The sequence below is a fragment of the Stenotrophomonas sp. 57 genome (genome assembly GCF_030291075.1).
Taxonomy (GTDB): domain Bacteria; phylum Pseudomonadota; class Gammaproteobacteria; order Xanthomonadales; family Xanthomonadaceae; genus Stenotrophomonas.
Window position 1 is genome coordinate 482,354 of the sequence record NZ_CP127407.1, and the last position, 17,571, is coordinate 499,924.

The 17,571-nt window shown below is 67.4% G+C and carries 16 protein-coding genes; 13 read left to right on the plus strand and 3 right to left on the minus strand.

All coding sequences use genetic code 11. The annotated features are described in order from the left end of the window. Window positions 1–191: 191 nt before the first annotated feature. Window positions 192–1,808: an EAL domain-containing protein gene (locus QP512_RS02150; protein ID WP_286070792.1), complete on the minus strand. Its 1,617-nt coding sequence runs from the start codon at window positions 1,806–1,808 to the stop codon at window positions 192–194. A gap of 228 nt (window positions 1,809–2,036) precedes the next feature. On the opposite strand from QP512_RS02150, the gene cycA reads away from it, so the two are divergent. Both cycA and QP512_RS02160 read left to right on the plus strand, forming a co-directional pair. Next, a complete protein-coding gene (gene cycA / locus QP512_RS02155; RefSeq protein ID WP_286070793.1) occupies window positions 2,037–3,410 on the plus strand; it encodes a D-serine/D-alanine/glycine transporter in 1,374 nt (457 codons plus the stop codon). A gap of 283 nt (window positions 3,411–3,693) precedes the next feature. Then, window positions 3,694–4,470: a lytic transglycosylase domain-containing protein gene (locus tag QP512_RS02160; protein ID WP_286070794.1), complete on the plus strand. Its 777-nt coding sequence runs from the start codon at window positions 3,694–3,696 to the stop codon at window positions 4,468–4,470. A 98-nt stretch (window positions 4,471–4,568) separates the two neighbouring features. On the opposite strand, the gene QP512_RS02165 is transcribed toward QP512_RS02160, so the two are convergent. Then, window positions 4,569–6,089, minus strand: a complete 1,521-nt coding sequence (locus tag QP512_RS02165; RefSeq protein ID WP_286070795.1) for a hypothetical protein — start codon at window positions 6,087–6,089, stop codon at window positions 4,569–4,571. A 64-nt stretch (window positions 6,090–6,153) separates the two neighbouring features. Here QP512_RS02165 and QP512_RS02170 point away from each other — a divergent pair, with 64 nt between their 5' ends. Together QP512_RS02170 and QP512_RS02175 are read left to right on the plus strand one after the other, a co-directional pair. Continuing rightward, complete coding sequence (locus QP512_RS02170; RefSeq protein ID WP_286072080.1) at window positions 6,154–6,351, plus strand: hypothetical protein; 198 nt, start codon at window positions 6,154–6,156, stop codon at window positions 6,349–6,351. Then, window positions 6,272–8,335, plus strand: coding sequence for a gluconolaconase (locus tag QP512_RS02175; RefSeq protein ID WP_286071980.1), 2,064 nt, complete (start codon window positions 6,272–6,274; stop codon window positions 8,333–8,335). The genes QP512_RS02170 and QP512_RS02175 overlap by 80 nt, the downstream gene beginning before the upstream one ends. Here QP512_RS02175 and QP512_RS02180 read toward each other — a convergent pair. Then, on the minus strand, window positions 8,313–8,720 hold the full coding sequence (locus QP512_RS02180) for a YciI family protein (RefSeq protein WP_286070796.1): 408 nt from the start codon (window positions 8,718–8,720) through the stop codon (window positions 8,313–8,315). The genes QP512_RS02175 and QP512_RS02180 overlap by 23 nt on opposite strands. A gap of 810 nt (window positions 8,721–9,530) precedes the next feature. On the opposite strand from QP512_RS02180, the gene QP512_RS02185 reads away from it, so the two are divergent. From QP512_RS02185 to QP512_RS02225, 9 genes are all read left to right on the plus strand, one after another. Continuing rightward, window positions 9,531–9,944 (plus strand): YciI family protein, encoded by a 414-nt coding sequence (locus tag QP512_RS02185; RefSeq protein ID WP_241885894.1) that lies wholly within the window; start codon window positions 9,531–9,533, stop codon window positions 9,942–9,944. A gap of 67 nt (window positions 9,945–10,011) precedes the next feature. Next, window positions 10,012–10,434, plus strand: a complete 423-nt coding sequence (locus QP512_RS02190) for a VOC family protein (RefSeq protein ID WP_286070797.1) — start codon at window positions 10,012–10,014, stop codon at window positions 10,432–10,434. Between the two features lie 34 nt (window positions 10,435–10,468). Continuing rightward, entirely contained in the window at window positions 10,469–10,879 is a 411-nt protein-coding gene (locus QP512_RS02195) for a VOC family protein (protein ID WP_188219105.1), read from the plus strand. Window positions 10,880–10,903: 24 nt separating this feature from the next. Continuing rightward, complete coding sequence (locus QP512_RS02200; RefSeq protein WP_286070798.1) at window positions 10,904–11,260, plus strand: DUF1428 domain-containing protein; 357 nt, start codon at window positions 10,904–10,906, stop codon at window positions 11,258–11,260. Window positions 11,261–11,305: 45 nt separating this feature from the next. Then, window positions 11,306–12,568, plus strand: a complete 1,263-nt coding sequence (locus QP512_RS02205) for a sigma-70 family RNA polymerase sigma factor (protein WP_286070799.1) — start codon at window positions 11,306–11,308, stop codon at window positions 12,566–12,568. Between the two features lie 107 nt (window positions 12,569–12,675). Continuing rightward, on the plus strand, window positions 12,676–13,872 hold the full coding sequence (locus QP512_RS02210) for a hypothetical protein (RefSeq protein ID WP_286070801.1): 1,197 nt from the start codon (window positions 12,676–12,678) through the stop codon (window positions 13,870–13,872). Next, window positions 13,863–14,963, plus strand: a complete 1,101-nt coding sequence (locus tag QP512_RS02215) for a hypothetical protein (RefSeq protein WP_286070802.1) — start codon at window positions 13,863–13,865, stop codon at window positions 14,961–14,963. The genes QP512_RS02210 and QP512_RS02215 overlap by 10 nt, the downstream gene beginning before the upstream one ends. A 97-nt stretch (window positions 14,964–15,060) precedes the next feature. After that, window positions 15,061–15,747 (plus strand): hypothetical protein, encoded by a 687-nt coding sequence (locus QP512_RS02220; protein WP_286070803.1) that lies wholly within the window; start codon window positions 15,061–15,063, stop codon window positions 15,745–15,747. A gap of 16 nt (window positions 15,748–15,763) precedes the next feature. After that, window positions 15,764–17,410: a CsgG/HfaB family protein gene (locus tag QP512_RS02225; RefSeq protein ID WP_286070804.1), complete on the plus strand. Its 1,647-nt coding sequence runs from the start codon at window positions 15,764–15,766 to the stop codon at window positions 17,408–17,410. Window positions 17,411–17,571 lie beyond the last annotated feature (161 nt).

Genomic DNA, 17,571 nt, shown 5'->3' on the forward strand with positions numbered 1-17,571 from the left:
CGGGGTGGGACGTCGCCGCAATGTGTCCGTGGCCGGGTGGGTGGGTTGCGCAGGGGCGTGAGCCGCATGGATGCGGCGACCGAGCTTACATGGACGTACTTGCAGCGCCCCCTGCGCGACCCATCCACCCGGCCCCAAGTGATGGATTCACCGGGCGCGACCCACCACGAGGGGCTCCGCCGTTCGCCGTCCTACTCCACTCCCTCACGCTCGATCGGCACGCTACGCGGGTTCTGCATGTCCTCCCGCGCCGCGCCGTAGCGCTGCTGCCGCTTGTGGTGGAAGGCCACGAACTCATCCCGCGGCAGCGGCCGCGAGAACAGCCAGCCCTGCCCGAACTCCACGTGCCGGCTGTGCAGGTAGGCCAGCTGTGCTTCGGTCTCCACGCCCTCGGCCACCACCCACAGCCCCAGTTCCTTGGCCATGTCGATGATGTGCGGCGTCACCGGGCTGGTCGCACTCTCGGTGCCGATCGCATCGATGAACGACTTGTCGATCTTCAACGCATCCAGCGGCAGCTGCTCCAGGTATTGCAGGCTGGAGAAGCCCACGCCGAAATCATCGATGGCCACGCTGTGGCCGGCGCGACGGGCCTGCGCCAGCATGGTGCGGGCGCGGTCCAGGTCGAGGAAGCCGCGCTCGGTGGCCTCCATCCAGATCTGTTGCGGCAGGATGCCGCTGCCGGCCATGTGCTTGGAGATCATCTTCAATGCACGACCGCTGCTGATGTCCTCGGCGGCAAGATTGATCGCGATGTGCGCGCTCCGGTCGGCCACCAGCAGCTCGCGCATGTCGCGCACCACGTTCTCGATCACCAGGTCGGTAACGTCGGCGATCATTCCGGCTTCCTCGGCCAATGGAATGAACAGGTCCGGACGCACCTGGGTGCCATCCGGGCGCTGCCAGCGGATCAACGCCTCGGCGCCGACGCAGATGCCGGTATCCAGCTCGATGATCGGCTGGTAGTGCAGGTACAGCTCGCGGCGCCGGATCGCGGTGGCCAGTTCGCCGCGCAGCGACAGGCGGCGACGTGACAGCCAGATCACCAGGCCGGCACCCGCGGCGGCCAGCAGCACGCCCAGTGGTACGAACAGCCACGCCTGCTGGCGGAACGTGGCCGCCAGCGCGGTACGTGGTGTGGTTGCGATCGCCAGCCATTCCTCGTTGCGCGCGGTCGCATACAGCGTGTTCTGGTCAAGGCCCTCACCGGGGTTGCGCAGCATGGCCATCAGCAACGCTGTGTCCATGCCTTCCTGCCTGGCCAGCAGGCGCCCATCCGGGCTGGCCAAGGCCAGGCGCACGTGCGGATCGACGATGACATCGACGAAGCGGCGCGGATCCATCAGCACGTCGTAGCTGCCATAGAGGATCGCCAGCATCCGCCGCCGGCCGCTGGCTTCCGGGCGCACGTCCACCGCGATTCCCGCGCCATCACTGGTGACGTGGTCGGGCTTGGGCTGGTTGACGTCCGAATGGAACGCCCCCCACGAGGTGCAGCGCAGCTTGCCGTCTTCGAAATAGCCCATCTGGTCGGCCGCCGGCGTGGTCATCACCAGCGTCTGCATGCGCCGGATATGCTCGGGCGAACACGGTTGTGCCACGCTGGCCTGCGCCGACTGCATGGCGTGCAGTGCTTCGTGGTAGGACAGGTCCGATCGACGAAGGGTGCGCATGGCGATGTCGCGCAGCCGTTCCTGTTCCACGCTGACGGCACGGTCCCAGGTGGCGTAGGCCATGACGGCGATCGGTACCGCAGCGGCCAGCAGGGCCAGCGCGGTACCGCCGATGATGACGCGCAGGCGGCTCATGGCCGGGGCTCCGGCAGGGCGGGCAGGGCAGGGCGCATGGTCGGGCCGGTCCGTGGGCAGGTGCGGCTATCTGAGCATGGCGCCGGGCCGGGCGGAATGGGCACGACCCGGTATTTCGTCACATTGTGATGAAAGCGGCCAGGTTTGACGGAATCAGCCCACCCGGCGCTGGCGCTTCGGCGCACGGAGGACTACCGTCGAACGCTTCGCCCGCCCCTTCCCGCGCCCATGACCGAGCCCGCCACGCCCCCCGAGCACCTGCGCCGCAGCCTGTCCAACCGCCACCTGCAACTGATCGCCATCGGCGGTGCCATCGGCACCGGCCTGTTCATGGGCTCGGGCAAGACCATCAGCCTGGCCGGCCCGTCCATTGTCTTCGTCTACCTGATCATCGGCGCGATGCTGTTCTTCGTGATGCGCGCGATGGGCGAGCTGCTGCTGTCCAATCTGAACTACAAGTCCTTCATCGATTTCTCCACCGACCTGCTCGGCCCATGGGCCGGGTTCTTCTGTGGATGGACGTACTGGTTCTGCTGGATCGTCACCGCCATCGCCGACGTGATCGCGATTGCCGCCTATGCGCAGTTCTGGTTCCCGGGGCTTGAGGCCTGGAAGCCGGCGCTGGCGTGCGTGTTGCTGCTGCTGTCGTTGAACCTGGTGACGGTGAAGCTGTTTGGCGAGATGGAATTCTGGTTCGCGCTGATCAAGATCGTGGCGATCTGCGCGCTGATCATTACCGGCGCCGGGCTGGTGGCCTGGGGCTTCACCTCGCCCAGTGGCCATACCGCGGCGCTGTCGAACCTGTGGAATGACGGCGGCATGTTCCCGATGGGCCTGGTCGGCTTTTTCGCCGGTTTCCAGATTGCGGTGTTCGCCTTCGTCGGCATCGAGCTGGTCGGCACCACCGCCGCCGAAACCGCCGACCCCGAGCGCAACCTGCCCAAGGCGATCAATTCGATTCCGGTGCGCATCATCATCTTCTACGTGCTGGCGCTGATCGCGATCATGGCGGTCACGCCGTGGCGCCAGGTGGTACCGGACAAGAGCCCGTTCGTGCAGTTGTTCGTTCTGGCCGGCATTCCGGCCGCGGCCAGCCTGATCAACTTCGTGGTGCTGACCTCTGCCACGTCCTCGGCCAACAGCGGCATCTTCTCCACCAGCCGCATGCTGTACGGCCTGGCCGAAGAGGGCCACGCCCCGCGCGGGTTGTCGCGGTTGTCACGCGCGGCGGTGCCGGCCCGCGGCCTGCTGTTCTCCTGCCTGTGCCTGCTGGGCGGCACGTTGCTGATCTACCTGATCCCGAACCTGGTGACGGCGTTCACCCTGGTGACCACGCTGGCCACCGTGCTCTTCATTTTCGTCTGGTCGCTGATCCTGGTGGCCTACATGGTCTACCGCCGCCGCTATCCGGAGCGCCACGCCGCCTCGATCTTCAAGATGCCCGGTGGCGTCGCCATGTGCTGGGCCTGCCTGGTGTTCTTCGCCGGCGTACTGGTGCTGCTGAGCCTGCAGGGCGACACCCGCCAGGCGTTGATGGCCAGCCCAGCGTGGTTCGTGCTGCTGGGCGTGGGGTATTGGGTGCGGCGCAGGGCGGCGAAATGACCGGGAATGCGGGGATTCTGTACTGCCGAAAATCGGAAACGACGGAGATCGGAACGCCGGAACGCCGGAACGCCGGAACGTCGGAACGTCGGAAATCGGTAGAGTCGACTGTTAGTCGACTGCTCTCCCATGGGCCACCGGAAAACCTCGCCCTGCGCGCGATAGTCGACTAACAGTCGACTCTACCGGTACCGGTACCGGTACCGTGCCAGTGCTGGTCCCTGGACCCGTCCCACCCCTATTCACTTGGCGTTAGCGGCTGCGGCCGGATCATCCGGCCGCCATGTTCCCCCGCCCTGCCGCCATCGCGCTGTTGCTGCTGCCCAGCCTGTGGCCCGGGCCGGCCGCTGCGCGCACCGTCTACCGCTGCGTGCAGGGCAACACCGTCAGCCTGGCCACTGCCCCGGAACCCGGCTCGCGCTGTACCCCCAGGGAAATCGACGACAACGCCATCCAGACACCGAACCTGTGGGGCAACATGGGTGTGTTCAGTGGTGTGCTGTACGAGCGAGAGCAGGATGGCGTGCTGGTCTACTCCACCCGCAACCTGCCCGGCTCGAAGGTTTTCCTGAAGTTCACCGTGGCCACGCCGCCGGGTGAACCCGCCCACGAGGGCCTTGGCAAGGTCGGCAAACCGCAGCTGGCGCAGCATGCCAAGCAGTTCAAGGCCGCCGCCAAGGCCACCGGCGTGGATGACGCCTGGCTGCGCGCGATCGCCCACGCCGAAAGCAACTTCGATCCGTTGGCGGTCTCGACCAAGGGCGCGCAGGGCGTGATGCAGCTGATGCCGGAGACCGCGCAGGAGTACGGCGTGAATGATCCGTTCTCGCCGCAGCAGTCGATCGACGGTGGCGCCCGCTACATGCGCGCGCTGCTGCGCCGCTACAACGGTGACCGGCCGCTGGCGGCGGCGGCCTACAACGCCGGTATCGGTGCGGTCACCCGCTACAAGGGCGTGCCGCCGTATGCCGAGACCCTGGCCTACGTGGACAAGGTGATGGCGCTGTACGCGCGCTATCGCGAGGCGATGGGCATCCGTACCGAGGTGCCGGCGCACTAGGCGGACGGTGCTGCCTGCACGTGGCGTTGTAGAGCCGAGCCCATGCTCGGCTGCATCAATTGCAGCCGAGCGTGGGCTCGGCTCTACACAAAAGCCGCTCAGCGCGAGGTGGAGGTGCTGACCAGTTCGTAGCGTTCGATGCGGCCAAGACGGGCAACTTCCGCCTGCACGTCAGCGCGCTGCTTCAGCGCACGCCAGGCCGCATCGATCTTCACGTCGCCCGGCAGCGACGGGTAGGTACGCATGTCCTGCAGGCTGGCCAGTGTCTCGCCACGGTCGATGGGGGAGCGCAGTTGATCGATCAGCACGGCGGCTGCCCCCTCCAGGTTGCCTTCGTCCAGCAGCATCTCACGATGGAAAAGGTGGGCGTCGTTGCGCTCGGCAAGGATCACGCTGCGCGCAGCGTCCATCGCCCTGGCATCACCGCGCTCGCGGGCGGCGGTGAACTGCACCAGGGCTTGTGCGGCCTTGCCGTACCCGGCGAGGCCCTGGATAGCGTTCACCGCCTGCGCGGCGTCCTGCATGCGCCCGAGCGAGGTGAGCACGAAGCTGACATTCAACTGATGCTCGATGCCGTCCGGGCCCAGCGCACCAATGCGGGCCGCCTGTTGCGCCGCCGCCAGTGCATCGTCGGTGCGCCCGAGCCGGCGCAGTGCGGTGAACCGGCTGTTGAGCAGCCACGCCACCCATTCGGCTTCCTGCGCCGACGGGGACTCGCCCTCGGCCGCTGCACGGGCCATGCCATCGGTCAGCGCCAGCACTTCCTCGTTGCGGTCCAGCATCAGCAGCGTGCTGCTGAATTCGGCCATGCGTGCATCCAGCTTGCGATCCAGCAGGCCTGATACGCGCAGTTCGTCCAGGTGCTTCTGTGCAGCCTGCACGGGATCAAAGCGCGGATCGGTGCGGTCGACGTAGCGATCGAAGCGCTTGTCACTGCGCAGGCGAATGATCTCGGCGGGGGCGGTGATGCGGGCCAAGGTGGCGGGAATGTCGTCGCCGCGACCGTTGTCGGCCTGCAGCGTGGCCAAGGCCAGCCACAGTCCGGTCGGTTCCAGGCCACCGCTCTTCCAGCCGTTGTCGAACAGTGCCTGCAGCAGCTCCATGCGCTGCTGCGGCTGGTCGCGCAGGCGGTACTGCAGATAGTTGACGGCCTGGTGTTCGAGCGGCAGCGGCGCGTCGGCATGCTTCAGCGCCTGCACCAGATATTGGGTGGCCGGAACGGGCCTGTTCTCGGACAGTTCCAGCGACATCAGGGTCAGCAGGATCTGCGCATCCTCCGGCAGTGCCTCCTGCGCCCGTTGCAGGTAGCGGCGGGCCTGCTCGGGCTTCTTCTGCACCATCGCGGTCCAGCCGGCCACCTGCGCGGCGCGGCCGCGGTGCTCGGCATCGAAGTCGTCCAGCAGCGGGTCTTCCATCAGCCGCTCCATCGCGATCAGCGCACCCAGCGTGTTGCCACTGCGCGATTGCTGGATCGCCTCATCCCATCGCGTGGCATAGGCCATGTGTACGGCGTCGCTGGTGACCGACGGCTTCTGCGGCGCCACCGTGATCGATGCGGAAGCGGATGTGCTGGCCAGTGCGGCGATCAGCAGGGCGGCGAGGGGGAGCGTGCGGGGCATGGAGGATCTCCATCCGTGGGAACCGCATTGAACCTGCTGTGGCCAGCGAGAACAAGCGCGGTGCATGGAATTCTGGTATCCGGCCGTACGATTGGCCGTGGCGCATGCCGTGCTCAGCGTCTATTGTCTGTGCCTCTTCACACAGCAGCAGGCAGCGCAGCACGATGGCACGGTGGCAATGGATGGCGGCAGGCGTGGCGTTGGCGACGGTAGTGGCATTGGCCGCAACCTGGTGGGAGACACCGCTGCCTACGCTGGCTGAACCCGCGGGTCCGGCTCCAACGCCGTTGGCGTGGACCGCGCAGATCGAACCGCTGGCCGGCGATGGCCACCCGGGTGACCGCGACGGCGCCGCCGCGCAGGCACGTTTCGCCGATCCGTACGCGTTGCTGCGCAGTGCCGATGGCAGCGTGTATTTCACCGATGCCGGTGACAACAACCGGATCCGTCGCCGCCTTCCCGATGGCCACGTCGAAACCGTAGCCGGGCAGGGCGAGGGGCGCGTTGACGGCCCGGCACTACAGGCCAGTTTCAATACGCCCTCGGGCATTGCCGCCGACGCGCAGGGCAACCTGTATGTGGCCGACACCGGCAACCATGCGATCCGCCGCATCGGCACCGACGGCCAGGTAACCACGCTGGCGGGCGGTGAACAGGGCTATGCCGATGGGCCGGCCGCGCAGGCGCGCTTTGATGCGCCGATGGGCATCGCGGTGGACGCGCAGGGCCAGGTCTACGTGGCCGATACCTACAACGACCGTATTCGGGTGATCGGCACCGACGGCACGGTGCGCACCCTGGCCGGTGGTGAGCGGCCGGGATCGGCCGATGGCGTGGGCAGCGTTGCGCGTTTCGATACGCCGGTGGCGCTGGCCTTCGATGCGCACGGTGCGCTGCTGGTGGCCGATCTGTTCAACAACGCGGTACGCCGTGTCGGCATGGATGGCACGGTCAGCACCGTGGTGGGGGGCGGAGGTGTGATCAATGGCCCGCTGTCGCTGGCCACCACCCACGATGGCGTGCTGTACGTGGGCGACATGGATGGCCGCATCGTGCAGGTGACGCCGCAGGGCCACCAGATCGCGCTGGTCGGCAACGGTCGACTGCCACGCCTGGCCCGCCCCAGTGGCCTGGCGATGGACGCCGACGGCAGCGTGCTGGTGGCCGATGCCACCGCCTACCGTCTGCACCGCCTGCGCCCGCTTCCGGTGGGTGAGCTGCCCGCGCCGGCGCTGGTCGGCCCGGCCGCCGATGCCACGCTGCCCGATACTGGCGGACGCTGGCCGCTGGCCCCGCAGGATGGCTGGCACGAAGTGGTCGGCACGTTGGGGGAAGTGCGCGGCAACTTCAAGGGCGAGAGTCGCCATCACCTGCATGGCGGCTTCGACGTGCGCGGTGACGTGGGCCAGACCGTGCTGGCGATCGCCGACGGCAAGATCAGCAGCCCGATGGCGGCCTGGAGCCTGGGTGAGCAGGCCGAGGGCCTGGCGGTGGACCGCCTCAAGTACATCCACATGCGGGTGGGCCGCACCCCGCGCAATGAACCCTTCGATGGGCGCTGGCAGGCGCTGTACGACGAACAGGGCAGGCTGGAGCGGATGCGCGTACGGCGTGGCATGCGCATCCATGTTGGGGACCGCCTGGGCAGCATCAACAATCAGGCGCATGTGCACCTGGCCGTCGGCACCAGCGGCTTCGAGACCAACGCCGTGGCACTGGGTTTCCACAACTACGCCGACCACTTCGCGCCGCGCATCACCGATGTGGCGCTGCTGGACGACAACGACCAACCGATGGCTGCGGGCAGCGATGGCGTGGTGATGGTGGCGCGGCAGGGGCGTGGCGTGCAGATCGTGGTGGAGGCCTGGGACCAGGTCGATAACAATCTGCCGCGGCGCCGCCTGGGCATGTACCAGGTGGGCTACCAGATCCTCGATGCGGGCGGCCAACCGCTGCAGGGCTACGAGCAGCCGCGTTGGAACATCGTGTTCAACCGCATGCCGCCGCAGCGGGAGGCTGTGCGCGTGGCCTACGCGCCGGACAGCGGCATCACCGTGCATGGCAGCGCGGTGACCCGTTTCCGCTACCTTGCCACCAACACCGTGCGCGATGGCCTGATGGAAACCGGCCGCTGGCAGCCGGCGGCGCTGCCGCCGGGCGAGTACGTCGTGCGTGCCAGCGTGCGCGATTACAGCGGCAACGAAGGCATCGGCCCGCGCGAGATCAGGGTGCGGCTGCTGCCATAGCCGTGGCCGGGGCGCCGCAGCGTTCGCGCTCGGCGTCCATGTCTTCCAGCGGCCGCACTTCGATGCTGCCGAAGCGGGCCCACGGGAAGTCGCGGGCGATGCGCATGGCTTCGTCGCGGTCGCGGGCGATGATCAGGTTGAAGCCGGCCAGCAGTTCGCGGGTTTCGGCGAACGGGCCATCCAGTACACGGCTGTGGCCATCGCGCACACGCAGGGTCTGCGCGGTGTCGACCGGCTGCAGTTTCTGCGCTACCAGCAGCGTGCCCTCGGCCTGCAGCTGGTCGGCGTGGGCGAGGCAGTCGCGCATCAGCGCATTGAACTCTTCGATGGGCAGCGCCTGCAGCAAGGCAGGCTCGATGTAGATCAGAAGCAGGTACTGCTGCATGGCACGGTCCTGGCGGGGGCGGGGTGTCCATGATGGCGCAGGTTTGCCTGTCGGCATGCTGCAGCGCGAAAAGCCGCCTGCGGCGGGCGATCGGCGAACGGCGGAGCCCCTCCGTGGTGGGGTGGGTGGGTCGCTGAAATCTCGGGTTCTTGGATTTGGCCGGGTGGGGAGGCAGGGCAGGGGGCGCTGCAAGTACGTCCATGTTAGCTCGGTCGCCGCATCCATGCGGCTCACGCCCCTGTCCTGCCTCCCCACCCGGCCTTGGACAGATCTCTGCGGCCGACCCAACACGGGAAATCAACAACAAGAGCAAAAGCGGGTCGCTTCGCTCGCAAAGCCGAGGCCGCCAGCCAACCGCCGTTGCTTTTGCCGTTGCCTTTGCCTTTGCCTTTTTTCTTGATCTTCCCGGGGTGGATACCGCAGGCAGGAAACTGTCCAGGGCCGGGCGGGTAGGCGGGGCGGGGGTGTCCGCGGCATGGGCCCGAGGCATGCCTCGGGCGGGTTGGGCACGATGCCCAACCCCGGTCTTGCCGTGTGCGCAGGACAGCGCACACGAGCAAGCCGCGGTCAAGCCCCCAGGGACGGGTTTACGGCGTCCCCCGACCCGTCTACCCGCCCGGCAAAGCCCAGGAACCCAGCTTTCAGCGACCCACCCAACCCACCACGGAGGGGCTCCGCCGTTCGCCGACCTCCGCCGAAGGCGCGCTTTCCACGGAAGAAATAATTTTTAGAGGACGTGTCGATTCCCAGCCCCTTGGTTCGTTGTACCCAGTGAAGGGCACGCACCACGCGTCCCCACGGGAGACTGCAATGAAAGTAATGGTGATCGTGAAGGCCAACGCCGACTCCGAAGCCGGCCGCATGCCCAGCGAACAGGAACTGTCCGAAATGGGCGCCTTCAACGAACAACTCGTGGCCGCCGGCATCATGCTGGCCGGTGAAGGCCTGCACGCCACCCAGCGCGGTCGCCGCATTCATTTCGGCAGCGGCGCGCCCAGGGTCGAGGCCGGCCCGTTCGGTCCCGCCAGCGAGCAGATCGCCGGCTTCTGGCTGTGGGACGTGCGCTCGCTGGATGAGGCCGTCGAGTGGGCCAGCCGTGCGCCGTTCGGCAGTGGCGGCACGCTGGAACTGCGCCCCCTGATCACCGCCGAAGACTTCGGTGAAGCCTTCACCCCCGACTTACAGCAGCAGGAACAGCGTCTGCGTGCACAGCTGGAAGGTTGATCCATTCCATTTCCCCGCCGGGCATGGCCCGGCGCTGCCACCCTGAATCCCTCAACGGAGTAGTGCCATGAAACTGATTCCCTTCCTCGGCTTCAGCGGCCAGGCCCACGATGCGATGGCGTTCTACGCCAAGGCACTCGGTGGCCAGGTCACGTCGGAAATGAAGTACCGCGACATGCCGCCCTCCGATGGCTCGCCGGGCTGCAACGAAATGCCGCCGGAAACCCTCGACCACGTCGCGCACAGCCAGCTGGAGATCGGCAACGCCATCATGATGGCCGCCGACGGCCCCGGCGGCGGCGAGGGTGGCTCGACCACCATCAATGTCGATGTCGACAGCATCAAGGAAGCCGAGCGCGTGTTCGCCGCGCTGGCCGAAGGCGGCCAGGTGCAGATGCCGATCGCCGAAACGTTCTGGGCGCACCGCTGGGGCATGTTGATCGACCGCTACGGCAAGCCGTGGATGGTTAACTGCATGAAGCAGCCCTGATTCTTCTTTCCTCCATCCACAAGGAGCTTTACCGATGAGTGCACCGCAGCCGCAGATGATCTTCGTCAACCTGCCCGTGCAGGACCTCAACGCCTCCAAGGCCTTCTTCGCCTCCCTGGGCTACAGCTTCAACCCCACCTTCACCAATGACGATGCGGCCTGCATGGTCATCAGCGAGAGCATCTTCGTGATGCTGCTGACCCAGCCGTTCTTCAAGCAGTTCACCAACAAGGCGATTGCCGATGCGCACCGCCACACCGAGGTGATCACCTGCCTGTCGGCCGACAGCCGCAAGGCGGTGGACGTGATGGTGGACAAGGCCTTGGCCGCAGGCGCCAGCGAACCGCAGCCGGCGCGCGATCTTGGCTTCATGTACCAGCGTGGCTTCCAGGACCTGGATGGCCATCTCTGGGAAATCGCACACATGGACGGCGAGCCGGGCTGACGGCTGCCGCAAGGGAGAACCCTCATGGCTTACGTGGATGCTTACGTGCTGCCGTGCCCGCAGGACAAGGTGGCGGCCTACCGCCGCCTTGCCCGCAAGGCCGGCGCGGTGTGGAAGGACCATGGCGCGCTGCAGTACATCGAGTGCGTGGCCGACGACGTGGAACCGGGCAAGAGCACGTCATTCCCGCGCGCGGTGAAGGCCAGGCCCGGTGAGACGGTGATCGTCGCCTTCGTGGTATTCCGCTCGCGTGCGGCACGCGACCGCGTCAACGCGAAGGTGATGGCTGACCCACGGTTGGCATCGCTGGGCCCGAAGGACATGCCGTTCGATACCAAGCGCATGTTCTGGGGCGGCTTCAAGCCGATTGTGGACGCGTGAGTTGCGGCGCTTGTGCGGACCGGGCGTGCGTGCTGTGATCGGCGCATGCCCGATCCCGCACTGACGCAGCGTCTGGAAACCCTCTGGCGGATGGAGTCGCCGGTGTTGATCGCGCGCCTGGCGCGGCTGCTCGGGGGCGATGTCGGCCGTGCCGAGGAGCTGGCCCAGGACACCTGGCTGGCCGCGCTGGAGCGCTGGCCGGAGCAGGGCATCCCGGACAATCCCGGAGCCTGGCTGATGACCACTGCGCGCAACCGTGCCATCGATGTGCTGCGCCAGCACCAGCGCGTGGCGCAGCAGCATGCGCAATGGGGTGAGGAGCTGCATCCGGCACCCCTGCCAGCGCCGGATGACAGCCAGGCGCTGGAAGATGACCTGGGGGACGACCTGCTGCGCCTGATGTTCGTGGCCTGCCACCCGGTGCTGCCAGCCGATGCGCGGGTGGCACTGACCCTGCGCCTGCTCGGTGGCCTGACCACGACCGAGATCGCCCGCGCCTTCCTGCAGCCCGAGCCGACCATCGCCCAACGCATCGTGCGCGCCAAACGTACGCTGGCGCAGAAGCAGGTGCCGTATGAAGTGCCGCGCGCGGAGGCGATGCCCGAGCGGCTGGCTTCAGTGCTGGAGGCGATCTACCTGGTCTTCAATGAAGGCTATGCGGCCAGCGCCGGCGATGACTGGATGCGACCGGCGTTGTGCGAGGAAGCGCTGCGGCTGGCGCGCATCCTGGCCCATCGGCTGCCGGTGCCGCCGGTTCTGGGGCTGCTGGCATTGATGGAGCTGCAGGCCTCGCGCGCTGCGGCACGGACCGACACGCAGGGTGCGCCGGTGCTGCTGGACCAGCAGAACCGAGCCCGCTGGGACTGGCTGCAGATCGAGCGTGGCCAGCAGGCGCTGGCGCGCGCGCTGGCGGCCGGTGGCGGCGACGATCCCTATGTGCTGCAGGCACGCATTGCCGCCTGCCATGCGGCTGCGCGCCGGGCTGACGCCACCGACTGGGCTCGAATCGCTTCGCTCTATACCCAGTTGCTGCAGGTGATGCCTTCGCCGGTTGTCGCATTGAACCGGGTCGTGGCGGTGCTGCGCAGCGAGGGCGCCTTCGCTGCGTGGGCACAACTGCAGCCGTTGCTGGATGAGCCGCGCCTGCGCGAGTACGCGCCGTTGCAGGTGGTACGCGGCGAAGTACTACAGTCCTTGGGGCGTGACCTCGACGCACGTCACGCTTTCGCGGAAGCCGCCAGACTCAGCCAGAACCAGGCAGAGCGGGGCCTGCTGCGGCAAAAGGCCGGCCTGCCAACCACGGAGTGACTGCGACGAACGCAGCACTTGTCGGCAGGCGCCTGAGCGGCTATGTTTCGCGCCCAGTGGGCGCATGAGCGTCCACGTTCCGTGCGTATTGACCGAGGAGCGGTTGGATGTATTCAAGGACGAAGAGCGCATCGCGCGCTTTTGCGCGCCTGCTTGCCTATGCCCTGTGCCTGGCCGTATGGCCGATGGCTGCGCAGGCCGCAGACAAATCGCAGCAGGCCTACTGGGCCGGCTTTGCCTATACCGCGGATGCCGCTGCCGTGCAGGCGACCACGCCGCATGCGCACGCGGTGCTGGAAAAGCGCGGCCTGATCCCGCTGAACCAGACCTTGGCACAGGCGCTCAAGCGCCGGCCGCCGGCGAACCTGGAACTGATCGACCAGCCGGTGGCGATGCTCGACGGCACCACCAGCGCGACTGTGCTGGCCGCCGCGCTGGACCGCGAGCTGGTCTCGGTCGAGCCGATCGGCCACCAGTACAAGGTACTGGTGGAAGTGGCCCTGCAGGCGCTGTTCTTCGATTTCCGCGAGCGCCAGGTGATCGCGTCCTATCCGCTGACCCTGCAGCGCATCGACGTGCAGGATTACCGTCCGGACAACGACGATATCGACGCGATCGTCGCCGATCTGCTGTACGGCAACGCTGCCACCAGCTTGTCGCAGGTGCTCGCGACCAGCCTCGCCCAGGCCAGGCTGCCCGATGCCGCGGTGCGTCGCCTGCAGGTGGGCGGCGTGACGCTGTCCGATGCGGCGCGCAGCAAGCTGCCCGACCCGAAGTGGGAAGCACCGCTGCGCGCCACCCTGGCGCATGAGCTGTCCAAGACGCTGTCGTCCAATACCGGTGTGGGCCTGCTGCCGCCGGCCTCGGGCCAGGCGATCGGCGGTGCGATGGCCGCGCGCTTTGCCGACGGCAAGGTTTACCAGCTGAAGATCCCCGAGCCGGACTACGTCATCAGCGTACAGGTCGATGCGCTGAAGAACGGCGTGATTGAAGAAACCGCGGCGATGAAGACGATGCTGTTCGGCGCGTTCTTCACCGCGAAGGTGACCGAGCCGTTCTCCGGCAAGGTCTATTTCGAACAGCCGCTGCGCAAGGGAGCCACCAAGGTGGTGCCGGTGACGCAGTGGCAGGTCGACCAGTGGTCGGCCAGCTACGAAACCCTGCTGGCGGGCTTCGATGCCTTCGCCGGCGCCGCCGCCAAGCGTGCCGATTCGCGCGCCTGGCTGGATGAGCAGAAGCCGGGCGGCCGCCCGTTGCAGCAGCAGACCCAAGCCCTCCAGGAGTTGATCAAGTCATGTCGTTGATGCGTACCCTTCTGCTGTTCCTCATCGCCCTGGCGGTGGCCTCGCCGGTCGCGGCGCAGACCGCCAGCTCGCGCGGTACCGGTTCGGCCAGCTACAGCCTGCGCCTGAGCGCCGATACCCGTGCCCAGGCCCTGAACAAGGCCAAGGTCAATGCACTGGAGGCGTACATCGCCGAAAGCGGTGCGGCCAAGCTGCGCCTGTTCGAAGCCCGCCGCGCCGAGTTCATCGGCGAGATCGACCGCTACGTGCTCAGCGCCGTGCAGCTGTCGGACACCGAAGACAAGAAGGCCAAGACCTACAGCGTCACCGTCCGCGCCGAGATCAACACCACCCTGCTGCAGACCAAGCTGGATGCCGGTTCGGCCGTGGCCGGTGCCACCGCCGCGCAGCGCTCGCTGCTGACCTTCCTGTTCATGGCGCGCTCGCAGGACACCGTGCAGTCGTTCCAGGACAAGGAGTACCGCCGCACCGACGTCAGCTCCAGCTACAACGAGAACACCCGCGAGGGCGACAGCTTCCGCGGCAACTCGGTCAGCACCAACGGCAGCATCAACCAGAACGCGTCGATGTCGGTCACCAGCGGCGGCAGCACCACCCAGCGCAGCGACAACATCAGCTGGAAGGTGGCCAATGCCGCCGAGGTCAACACGGCGATGACCGGTGCCTTCAGCGCCGCCGGCTACGAAGTGGTTGAAGCCGAATACGTGGAAGGTGAATCGCGTGGCCTGCTGAGCATCGAGCGCATCCGCAAGGATTTCAGCACCGGCAACGATCTGTCTGCCGCCACCCTGCGTGACACCGCCAACGGCATCCGTGCGGCCAACATTCCGTACATCGCCGTCGGCACCCTCGACGTTGGCATGCGCGACCGCGATCCGGCCAGCGGCAACACCCGCGTGTTCGTCACCGTTACCGGCAAGGTGCTGGACGTGACCGGTCGCTTCCCGCGCACCGTGTCGTCGGTGGGCCCGGTGCAGTTCTCAGGCACCGGCCCCAATGAAACCGTGGCCCGTACCAATGCCCTGCAGCTGGCGGCTGAAAAGGCCGCCCAGCAGATGATCAACGAACTGAACGTCAAGGCGGTTCGCTGATCCCCCACTCCGGGGGGCCGAGCTCGCTCGGCATCGCCCTGGGGTTATCGATTTCCCACGTGCCGCATCGCGGCCGTCTCTCCCAAAGGACACTCACATGATCCGCACTACCGCTCTTGCCGTGGCCATCGCTGCCGCCACCCTGTCGATGCCGGCCCATGCTGGCCTGGGCAAGCTCAAGGACCTGGCCGGTGCCGCCACCGGTACCTCCAGCAGCACCTCCAGCAGCACCTCCAGCGCCGCCGCTCCGGACGAAGCCGCGCAGGAAGCGCTGGTGCGTCGCTTCGTTACCTCGCAGTCGCACTCGCTGCAGGCCCAGACCTCGTTCGCCCGCGCCTTCGGCCTGGCCGAGCAGGTGCAGCTGCTGGAAGCCGAGCGCCAGGCGCTGTCGTCGGGTTCGGTCAGCGTCGATGCGATGAAGAAGTCGGTGTCGGTCAGCGAAGCTGCGCAGGCGGCGATCAACGAGCGCCAGGCCGCGCAGCCGGAACTGAACGCTGAATCCAAGCAGCACTATGCCGAAGGCCTGGTCTCGCTGCTGGCCTCGGCGGCCGAAGCACAGAAGCTGGGCGGCGAGGCCAGCAACTTCACCGCCGGCATGAAGAACCTGGGTGCGACCCAGCTGGCCACCGTCGGCCGCAAGCTGGCCGCAGGTGCATGGGTGGCCAAGGAATCGCCGGGCTTCATCCAGAGCCTGTACGGCTCGACCAAGTCGGCCGTGACCTTCGCCAGGAAGAGCAAGGTGAAGGTGCCGTCCAACGCCGATTCGATGCTCGACAAGCTCTGATCCGAGGCGAATCTCCATGCGCACGACAACCCGTTTGATCGGCCTGGGTCTTGCTGCCACGCTGCTTGCAGCCTGTGGCAAGCAGGACGCCCCGGCCGCCGCGCCCGCCAAGGACAAGGCAACCAGTGCACTGGCCAGCAATGCGCCGGTGGAAGACGCGCCGCTGCGTGGCACGCCGGATTTCGGTGGCACCACCCAGGTCGCGCGTGAAGCCGACGGCATCGGCAGCACCCCGGAACTGGCGGTGCTGGCGGCATTGCAGTCGGCCGTGGCGCAGGTCAACGGTGTACGCGTGGCCAGCCAGATGCAGAGCCTGCGTGCAGGCCTGCATGTGGATGTGGATGGCGAACACGTCGGCGATATCCGCGCCGACGCGTTCACCCAGCAGATGATCGCCGGCTCGCAGGGCGCGGTGCTGGGCTATGAAATCCTGTCGCAGGACGAAGTGCGGCAGCTGGACGAGGAAACCATCGCCCGCGTGCGCGCCAGTGACGAAGGCTGGAGCTTCAAGGGCTCGGCGTCGGCCAGCGCGTCCGGCGAAGCCTCGGCCAAGAGCGGTTCGGCCTCGGCCAGCGTCAGTGAACGCTACGACGAGAAGGTGAGTGTTGATGCCAAGCGTGGCGCCAGCTCGTTCGATTCCGACGTGACCCATCGCAGCATGCGCAGCTACTGGAAGGTGCGCGTGCGCGCGCAGATCGCCCAGTACCGCGCACCGGACGAGCAGGGCAAGCCGAAGATCGTGGTGGCCCTGCCGCGTACCAAGGCAGGCAGCTACGCCGTGGGCGATGGCCGCGTGGATGCCGATGAAGTGGCCGACGCGATCCGTGCCCGCCTGTCCGACACCCTGACCCAGACCCAGCGCTTCATCGTGCTGGACCGTGAGTTCGGTGACGAACTGCAGGCCGAGATCGACCACATCAACAGCGGCAACGTGCGCCTGCAGGACACCGCACGCGTGGGCCAGCAGCTGGCGACCGATCTGATCCTGATCCCGACCATCGAACGCTTCGAGTACCCGCGCAGCGTGCGCAACCTGCGCATGTCCGACCGCCAGGTGACCTCGTACTCCGGTGGTGGCCGCATCACCCTGCGCCTGATCAACGCCACCACCGGCCAGGTGGTGATGTCCGACAGCTTCGACCACCAGCTGGCCTCGACCGGCCCCAGCACGCTGCCGCGCGTGGTCAACGGCCGCAACATGGCGGCGGCGATGATGGAATCGCTGTCCGGCCAGATCGGCACCACCATCGTCACCACGCTGTTCCCGGTGTCGGTCGTCTCGGTGGACGGCGACCAGGTGGTACTGAGCCAGGGCGGCGAAACGCTGCAGGCTGGCCAGCGCTGGCAGGCCGTGCGCCTGGGCGAAGAACTGAAGGACCCGCAGACCGGCCGCTCGCTGGGCCGCAGCGAACACCCGTGCTGCACCATCCGCATCGACCGCGTGGCCGCACAGACCTCCTACGGCACCATCGAAGACGGCGTCGACGCGATGCGTGGCGGCTTCCGCCCGGGCCAGATCGAACTGCGCCAGAAGCTGGGCAGCAAGCCGGCTGCCGCCGCTGCTGGCGCAACAGCCTCGGCAGCACCGGCCGCCGCCGCGCGCCCGGCGGCCAAGCCGAAGCCCAAGCCCGCCGCGGCCCCGGCCGAAGACCCGAACTGGTAACACGCCCAAGCAAGACACAGATGGGGTCAGAGCCCTTTCCCGCCGGGAAAGGGATCTGGCCCCTTCTTGTTTCCGTTCGTGTCGACCATGGTCGACACCCACCAACAGCAGCGGGAACCTGTCGAAGGCGGGGAGGGTCCGGTTGCGGGGGTGTCCGCGGC

Bases quoted from the DNA above. Each gene is read 5' to 3' on its own strand.
- QP512_RS02225 (WP_286070804.1), top strand. From the start codon at position 15,764: ATGCGCACGACAACCCGTTTGATCGGCCTGGGTCTTGCTGCCACGCTG.
- QP512_RS02215 (WP_286070802.1), top strand. From the start codon at position 13,863: ATGTCGTTGATGCGTACCCTTCTGCTGTTCCTCATCGCCCTGGCGGTG.
- QP512_RS02185 (WP_241885894.1), top strand. From the start codon at position 9,531: ATGAAAGTAATGGTGATCGTGAAGGCCAACGCCGACTCCGAAGCCGGC.
- QP512_RS02170 (WP_286072080.1), top strand. From the start codon at position 6,154: ATGGAATTCTGGTATCCGGCCGTACGATTGGCCGTGGCGCATGCCGTG.
- QP512_RS02220 (WP_286070803.1), top strand. From the start codon at position 15,061: ATGATCCGCACTACCGCTCTTGCCGTGGCCATCGCTGCCGCCACCCTG.
- cycA (WP_286070793.1), top strand. From the start codon at position 2,037: ATGACCGAGCCCGCCACGCCCCCCGAGCACCTGCGCCGCAGCCTGTCC.
- QP512_RS02175 (WP_286071980.1), top strand. From the start codon at position 6,272: ATGGCGGCAGGCGTGGCGTTGGCGACGGTAGTGGCATTGGCCGCAACC.
- QP512_RS02195 (WP_188219105.1), top strand. From the start codon at position 10,469: ATGAGTGCACCGCAGCCGCAGATGATCTTCGTCAACCTGCCCGTGCAG.
- QP512_RS02200 (WP_286070798.1), top strand. From the start codon at position 10,904: ATGGCTTACGTGGATGCTTACGTGCTGCCGTGCCCGCAGGACAAGGTG.
- QP512_RS02205 (WP_286070799.1), top strand. From the start codon at position 11,306: ATGCCCGATCCCGCACTGACGCAGCGTCTGGAAACCCTCTGGCGGATG.
- QP512_RS02190 (WP_286070797.1), top strand. From the start codon at position 10,012: ATGAAACTGATTCCCTTCCTCGGCTTCAGCGGCCAGGCCCACGATGCG.
- QP512_RS02180 (WP_286070796.1), bottom strand. From the start codon at position 8,720: ATGCAGCAGTACCTGCTTCTGATCTACATCGAGCCTGCCTTGCTGCAG.
- QP512_RS02150 (WP_286070792.1), bottom strand. From the start codon at position 1,808: ATGAGCCGCCTGCGCGTCATCATCGGCGGTACCGCGCTGGCCCTGCTG.
- QP512_RS02160 (WP_286070794.1), top strand. From the start codon at position 3,694: ATGTTCCCCCGCCCTGCCGCCATCGCGCTGTTGCTGCTGCCCAGCCTG.
- QP512_RS02210 (WP_286070801.1), top strand. From the start codon at position 12,676: ATGTATTCAAGGACGAAGAGCGCATCGCGCGCTTTTGCGCGCCTGCTT.
- QP512_RS02165 (WP_286070795.1), bottom strand. From the start codon at position 6,089: ATGCCCCGCACGCTCCCCCTCGCCGCCCTGCTGATCGCCGCACTGGCC.